At 44.0% G+C, this 5,830-nt stretch carries 3 protein-coding genes and 3 pseudogenes; all 6 read right to left on the reverse strand.

Annotated elements, in window-relative coordinates:
• Positions 1-447 (reverse strand): annotated as a pseudogene (locus PSI23_RS19960) (phage portal protein); the annotation flags it as partial.
• A gap of 9 nt (positions 448-456) precedes the next feature.
• Positions 457-885 (reverse strand): annotated as a pseudogene (locus tag PSI23_RS19965) (HK97 family phage prohead protease); the annotation flags it as partial.
• A gap of 42 nt (positions 886-927) precedes the next feature.
• Positions 928-2,082, reverse strand: a complete 1,155-nt coding sequence (locus PSI23_RS19970; RefSeq protein ID WP_273556714.1) for a phage major capsid protein — start codon at positions 2,080-2,082, stop codon at positions 928-930.
• Positions 2,083-2,448: 366 nt separating this feature from the next.
• On the reverse strand, positions 2,449-2,694 hold the full coding sequence (locus tag PSI23_RS19975; protein ID WP_273556715.1) for a cloacin immunity family protein: 246 nt from the start codon (positions 2,692-2,694) through the stop codon (positions 2,449-2,451).
• A 12-nt stretch (positions 2,695-2,706) separates the two neighbouring features.
• Positions 2,707-3,024: pseudogene (locus PSI23_RS19980) on the reverse strand (colicin E3/pyocin S6 family cytotoxin); the annotation flags it as partial.
• A gap of 1,190 nt (positions 3,025-4,214) precedes the next feature.
• Positions 4,215-5,783: a DUF5906 domain-containing protein gene (locus PSI23_RS19985; RefSeq protein WP_273556716.1), complete on the reverse strand. Its 1,569-nt coding sequence runs from the start codon at positions 5,781-5,783 to the stop codon at positions 4,215-4,217.
• Positions 5,784-5,830 lie beyond the last annotated feature (47 nt).

Below are 5,830 nucleotides of genomic sequence, written 5' to 3' on the forward strand. Positions count from 1 at the left end.
CCACTCGGCATCTTGGTTACTCATGCCTAATTGCTGGTATTCCATCCCGCCCTCAAGAATGGGTGTTTTCCCTGCATTACGTGCGCCTTTATAACGTTCGAGCGCTTCCAGCGCCTTAGCGCCTTTTGTACCATCTAACCAATCAGCGGATTTAATTACCCCTGCCGCCATCATGCCGTCTTTCATGATGCTGGCACCGTGGCGTTGTTGTGCCAGCCCCAAGCCCAATGTCTCTCGGCAGATAGTGACAGGCGAGCGCCCAAGAAAGCCGTCTTCGGTGGCATAGCGTAAATGCAGGATTTCTTCCTGTAGGAAGGTTTTCACCTTGCCGCTATAAGGCTCTGTGATAGTGTATGAGAATCGGTGATCGGATAGCCGCTGAGGGACAACCGTTGACGGTGGGTAAGGGTGCAACGATTGTGGCTGACCGTCCCGCCCCCAGACAATCCTGGTAATGGTGATTTCCCTCAGTTCCGCTTCTAAAACGGTTCTGATATACGGCTCTTGACCAATATCCCACTGATCTTTGATAGCCCTGAACCCAAAGGACATACCGGAAATATCATCCCGTTCAACCAGTGCCAGTACATCACGCCCCAATTGCGTATCAGGCGGGGTTAATTCGAAGCGTAATCCGGTGGCATCCTCACTCAATTGCAATGTGCCAGATGTGGTACGGCCTAACAGGTTCATGTGATCATGCTCATACAAAGCCCTGATATCTGCACCTGCCGTTAAACTGGCGCTAAAGGCATTGGGGGCGAATTGTTCGACAAACTCATCCCACAAAACTTGTGATCGGCTGTTCCACTTAATTACATAACCTGTCAGCTTCTTATCACTGGCAGACAGGGAAGCAGTGCGGATTTCAAAATCATTTTTCATTGGTAGACTCCAGACTACAAAGGGGCGCAGTGCCCCTTATCGTTAACCCGCTTTCGTGCCTTTGATTTCGAGCACTTTGATGGCGTTGGAATCCACCAGACCGCCGCCCAAATACTTATCGGTGTGTACCTTGTAGTACCCCGGTTCGGTGATATTGTCAGGACGGGTACGCGTGCCGGTATCATGGTCAACGATGAAGTAACCGCGTTTGAAGTCACCCAGACCGATAGCATCATCCGGCATAAATTCAAGATAATGAACAGGCAAGCCCAACAACATATCAGGATCACCCGCTTGCAGACGTTCGCGCCAGATATAATCCCCATTACCGTTTTTCAGCTTTTGCACCTTAGCGGCAGTCGTGGAGTTCATCACCCACACCGCATTCTTGCGGTATTTGTTCTTAAGCAGGAACTTAAGGTCAATCAGGCTATCCGCCTCAAGCGTGGTGGCTTCCAGTTTTTGCAGCGTGCCAAAATCACGCACCTTGTCGCCTTGGGTGTCACGGGGATAAGACAGAAAGCCTTTCGCTTTTTTACTGCCGTCACCGCTCACAAGATCCGTTTCTTCGGTATCGACGAAGGTATCGGCAATCTCTGAGGTCAGCCAGCCTAAGATGTCCACATCGCTAAAATCGATGATCTCTTGGGTGGTTCTGGGGTAGGCATAGATAGGAAACAGCTTGATGCTCACTTCTTCCATCTTCGGCGTGCCAGTCTCACCGCGTGCCTTGCCTTCTTCCCCGTGTACCACTGCCGCACCACCGACCGAAACAAGCTGTTTATACTCGTTGCTGCGTGTGGTTTTGAGAGTACAGATTTGGCGCATGACCGACTCATCAGCCAGTTGCTGCATGATCTGCTTGTTCAGTTCGGGGATAACGGTATAGCCGCCCTCTGAGGGAACGCCCGTAGACAAGGTGCGGGTTTCCCCGGTCACAATATAGTGACGCAGTTCGTCATTGCTGAGTGTTTCATTGGCAGGCTGGTTCTTGGCCTGATTGCGTTCTTCATCAGATAACGCCTCATAACGGGCAATTTCCGCATTGAGTGCTTCGGATTGGCTACGCAGCTCATCAAACTGTTTCGCTTCATCTTCGGTGAGTGAACGCTTTTCATCTTCGGCTTTAGTCAGTAGCGAACGCATTTGTTCGGTAAAGGTTGCTTTTTGCTGACGTAATTCGAGTAATTTCTTCATGGTGCCTCTGCATGTAGGTTAAGGGTTCGCTGTCATGCAGGTTCGGGGGAAAGCGGTAGCTGTCTGAGAACTACCGCTTTGAGGACTTGCTACAGAGCAATTGAAATCAAGATGTACCTACATGTGTCAGCAATCACTATTTAACACCATGAAAAATAATAAAAAAGACCTCTAGATAAGAGGTCTAAACAAGGGGAAACATGAGGACGGAATATTTACAAATCTTTTCATTTATACAGTGGTCGTTTTTCGTATAAATTGATTATGGTTATTTAGGCAGTTATTGAAATGAAATCTCCCGACGCTAGCAGCGGGGAATGGTAAACCTAATCTATCAGAGCTTAGCTCACGCCGTAGGTGTACTAACTATTTATAATCAAAAGAAATTTGATAAAAGTATTTATTAAAATCAATTAAATGTTTGAAATGAACTTGTAAAATTGGAACCCATGCTTCTAATACATCAAAAATACCATTATTCAAGGTATCATGCAGAGGCAGACCACAACTTTCAATGATGGAATTATCATACCCCATATCTTGCGAATATTCCTCACCTAGAAATTCTTCGTTTTTTTTATCGAACCAAGTTAGATTTAATTGAATTCCCACGATTTTTCTCCATTAAAGGTATTTTTTAATATTGCGTGTTGGATCTGCTGGTTTTAGTTGGTTACCAGTTTTAGGGTCAAAAGAGCCAATATGTTGACCATTACTAGCACGATAACCTTCAAGTTCACCGTGTTGCGAGTCCCATTCATAAATTTTACGCCCTTTATCACCAATCCATCTAGCTCGCTTTCCACCCCCACCTTGTTTTGGTGTTTTTGCAGCGCCTTTTCTTAAGTCACCCAACCCCTTAATGTCTTCGGTCTTTGGCGCAGGGTGATACTTGTGTCCATCCTGTTGAACGCCTTTACGCTGTTTCTCTTTTTCTTTCGTCTTATTTTTCGTTTTTGACTTAACTGATTTACCCGAGCCGTATTTCTCCTGTAAGTGATTCAGGTAACGTTGGGTAATTTCATCATTCCCTATCATCAAAAGTGTAATCAGATGATCGAAATCTTCTTGGGAAATGTTATTTGCGATCCCCTGTGCAGAAATTCCAACTACCCCCACTTTAGCCGCTATTTCCAGAAGTTTTTTTGCCACCTTAGCCCGGCAATATGCGATTCTCTTACAGACTTTTAGGGGTAAAGTTACAACAGACCGCTTCTTCCTCTCTGTCGTTTTACTCTGCTGATCCTGTTGTGGGTATTTAACAACCTCATTCGCCTGAGATAACGGGACAAATATAGCGTAAAAGATTGTCAGAATAATAATAAATATTTTTTTCATAGGTTTTTCCCTCTATTTAAAATAAGGGGTGGTTTATATCACCTTGACATAATGCATTTGCCCTAACGCGACAAATTTGAACATACAAAAATTAAAAATATATAACAATAAATACTGTGTTTTACAGGGGATTATTTATTATCTATTTATGAATTATTTACAAAAACACCATTAATGGGATTCATTGACATTCCCTCAGAGTCCGAAATTGGAAGTCATATAATAGCTAAAAATTGTATATTGGCACGGAGTTACAGCCGATTAGTGAGAGGGTATTTTCACATTAACTGGGGATAATGGTTAAAAGAAGGAAATTAAACTGAGTTAACAAAATTTCCGATGGTTCCGGCTTAGAACTCCATATTTCCCTTCACAGATTTATCTGGCTTTTGTTTGCCTGCCGGAAGATACCCCTCCTGAAAATCTTTTTGCATCTTTTACTGCATAGCTTATACCACACAAAATCAGACGCTATCACCCACCCAATCATTAATGTATTAACTCGTATTTGATGGTTTAAAGTTTAGAAAAAATGTGCTGGGGTTATCTACCTTATCTACCCACTCACTCTATCCCATGTTGCGCAAGGCTTTGAGTGGGTAGATGACTGATTTTTTACTGTCTACCCGTTGTCTACCTGTCTCGACCTCATCTACCTACTTTTTTCTTTTCTTTGGGTAGACAAGGTAGATAATAGGTAGATAATCTTTAAATAGTTATCTACCAAATTAACCATATGATTAATATAAATAAATTGCAATTAGGTAGACAAGGTAGATAACCAAACGCTATTTTTAGATAAACTCGTCCGCTTTATCGGTAAGTTGTACATTGGTCTGCCGTCTGCCTTTTATGGTTCGAGTCAGATATTCAGCCTTGTACTCCTTTGCGGCTTCTTTAACCGCTTTCCCAAACTCAGTTACACTCAGAGGACGCCCCAGCCCCTGATATTCCATAAATGAGAGGTAAAGGTGATAGAGGTATCTTTTTGGCTGGCGCTCTTCTTCGGTTTTACGTCCACCGCCCATTTCTAACCCTCGCGGTTCCCCCATAAAAGCCAGTGCCGCACACAAATCTAAAACAGGGTTGGATGCCCGTTTAACCTCCAATGCTTCATCACTATCACGTTGCTCAAGTAATAGCACTTTGGCCTGTTCGGGATCGTCAAATGTCGCCAGTAACCGCCTGACAATCACCGGAATTTCATGGGCTATCTTGTCTGATAAATGCGGGTCTTTATCTTCTTCTTTCACTTTATTGTTAAATTGATAGATAACACGCCGACGAGCCACACCACCTGCGCGCTCAGTAAATATCATCGGGGTATTATTAGTCGCAATAACTACAGCGCGAATAATCTCTGAATACTGTTGTTCATGTTTTGGGTCAATTTCGACCGCATCGCCACCCGTAATCGCTTTTATCCCCGTGCCTTCCCCGGTGTATTTAGGTTGGTCAGGTAAGGTGATCATGCTTTTGCCTACAAACTGCGCCCGTCCTCGTGCTGTGTCCAAAGCTGCCATATTGCCACTGGCTGTATTGTGCTGACCTGCTAATAACGTTGCTATCTGAGTGAAGACACTTTTACCACTACCACCTTCACCCGTAATTTCTAAAAATAGCTGCCAGTCATAACGGTTCGCCAGCACCATATATAATGCTGCAAATATCCTCTTCATCTTGTACGGATCTCGGTCAGCGGCGTGACTTATCCATTTATGGAAATTAGGCGCACCATCTCGCAAATTCTCATCCGGTTTTGCTGGGGTATATTCAATGCCATTGTGATTTAATAACCAATTTTCAGGCCGGTGAGGTGAAAAGACTTTCGTTTCAATATCAAAGACACCATTCGCAAAAGGGATCATACTTTGACATGGCTCACCCATGACAGGTACAACAATTTTTAACGCTTCAACCACATTATTGAGTGCACGCTTACTAAAGTTAGTTCCATGTAAGGTATAAACCTCTCCCATTTCCCGGCTTAAATCCAAGCATGATGTTTTCTTCCAGACTCCCGATTGATAGGTATAGAACCCCTCGCTTTCTGAGTGAATAGCAATCCCTTCATACCGTTCTGTTAGCAATAAAGCCTTTTCATTATCCGCCAGTTGCGCAAGGTTGTTACCTGTGCGTTTTTTCTTCTGCTTTCCCGGATTAATCGAAATAACGTTAGCTGTTCCCACTTTCTTCTCCCCCACCTGATACAACCCTTCACTGAATGCCTGCTTTGCTGCCTCAATACCGTGCTGCTGGCGATAATCGTCCCAGTCGGCCTTATGTTCTATTGGCGGTAATTGATGTGGTTCAATGATTTTGGTCACCGTTATAGAGGTGATATGCTCACTTCGATAATTCAACAGGTGACATGATGAAAAGAAGTTTCAGCCCCGAATTTAAATTGGAG

The organism is Xenorhabdus yunnanensis (genome assembly GCF_028598805.1).
GTDB lineage: Bacteria > Pseudomonadota > Gammaproteobacteria > Enterobacterales > Enterobacteriaceae > Xenorhabdus > Xenorhabdus yunnanensis.